Source organism: Isoptericola sp. NPDC056134, assembly GCF_042264825.1.
Classification (GTDB): Bacteria; Actinomycetota; Actinomycetes; order Actinomycetales; family Cellulomonadaceae; genus Isoptericola; species Isoptericola nanjingensis.
In genome coordinates this window covers 1-1,182 of the sequence record NZ_JBHJVM010000087.1, presented here as the reverse complement: position 1 = coordinate 1,182, position 1,182 = coordinate 1, and the positions used below count along the sequence as shown (strand labels likewise).

2 rRNA genes are annotated in these 1,182 nt (G+C 58.5%); both read right to left on the bottom strand.

Going from position 1 to position 1,182, the window contains the following annotated elements:
- Nucleotides 1–527: ribosomal RNA gene (locus ACFCZN_RS21465) — 23S ribosomal RNA — on the bottom strand; the annotation flags it as partial.
- Between the two features lie 569 nt (nucleotides 528–1,096).
- A 16S ribosomal RNA gene (locus tag ACFCZN_RS21460) occupies nucleotides 1,097–1,182 on the bottom strand; the annotation flags it as partial.

The window sequence follows — 1,182 nt, the reverse complement described above, 5'->3', positions numbered from 1 at the left end:
TCCGCTATCGGTCACTAGGTAGTATTTAGGCTTAGCAAGTGGTCTTGCCAGATTCACACGAGATTTCTCGGGCCCCGTGCTACTTGGGATCCCCTCAACCAGGCCGCACCATTTCGTCTACGGGACTCACACCCACTACGGTCCGCCTTTCAATGCGGTTCGACTATGACACGGCTTTCTTACTGGCTACCAGACTGTCAGATCTGGTCAGAAGGTCCCACAACCCCGCATGTGCAACGCCTGACAGCTTGACACACACACGGTTTGGCCTCATCCGCTTTCGCTCGCCACTACTCACGGAATATCTCTTCCTGTCGGTACTGAGATGTTTCACTTCCCGACGTTCCCCCCTACACCCTATGTATTCAGATGCAGGTGACTGGGCATGACCCCAGCCGGGTTCCCCCATTCGGACACCCTCGGATCACAGCTCGTTTGCCAACTCCCCGAGGCTTATCGCAGGCTACCACGTCCTTCTTCGGCTCCTAGTGCCAAGGCATCCACCCTGTGCCCTTAAAAACTTCGACACACTACAATATTTCACAGAGATCAGAAAACCCGTCCCCCACCCCTTCAAAGAAGAAGACGAGGAACAAGTACTGAACATCTGGGATGCTCGCGTCCACTGTGCAGTTCTCAAGCAACGGACGACCCGCAGACACCCGGCACGCCTACCCCCACCAAGGGAGCGGTTCACACCAGCCCACGACCCGTATCCATCAAGACCACCCACCACCCCACCCGCCCCACCCACAAGGAGAGAGACGAACAAGGGCCGGCCGATTGCCTCAGGACCCAACAGTGTGCTCGCGAACCAGACCAACCCCCCACCACCAGCGTTCCCCCACCCGACCCCGAAGAGTCCGACCCCGAAGAGCCTGGCCCCGAAGAGCCTGGTGCGTACTAGCCGGCCAGCGAAGCGCCGAACCGATCCTTCTAGTCAATGTTCCACCCGTGAGCAACCACCAGACACTCAATCGGTGTCTCAGATGGTCTGCCTGACCCCCACCCCACCACCGAACCCACCAGAAGACCTGGCAGACGAGGCAATGAAGCGACGCACGAAGCGCCACAGGGGGTATCAGATGCTCCTTAGAAAGGAGGTGATCCAGCCGCACCTTCCGGTACGGCTACCTTGTTACGACTTAGTCCCAATCGCCAGTCCCACCTTCGACCACTCCC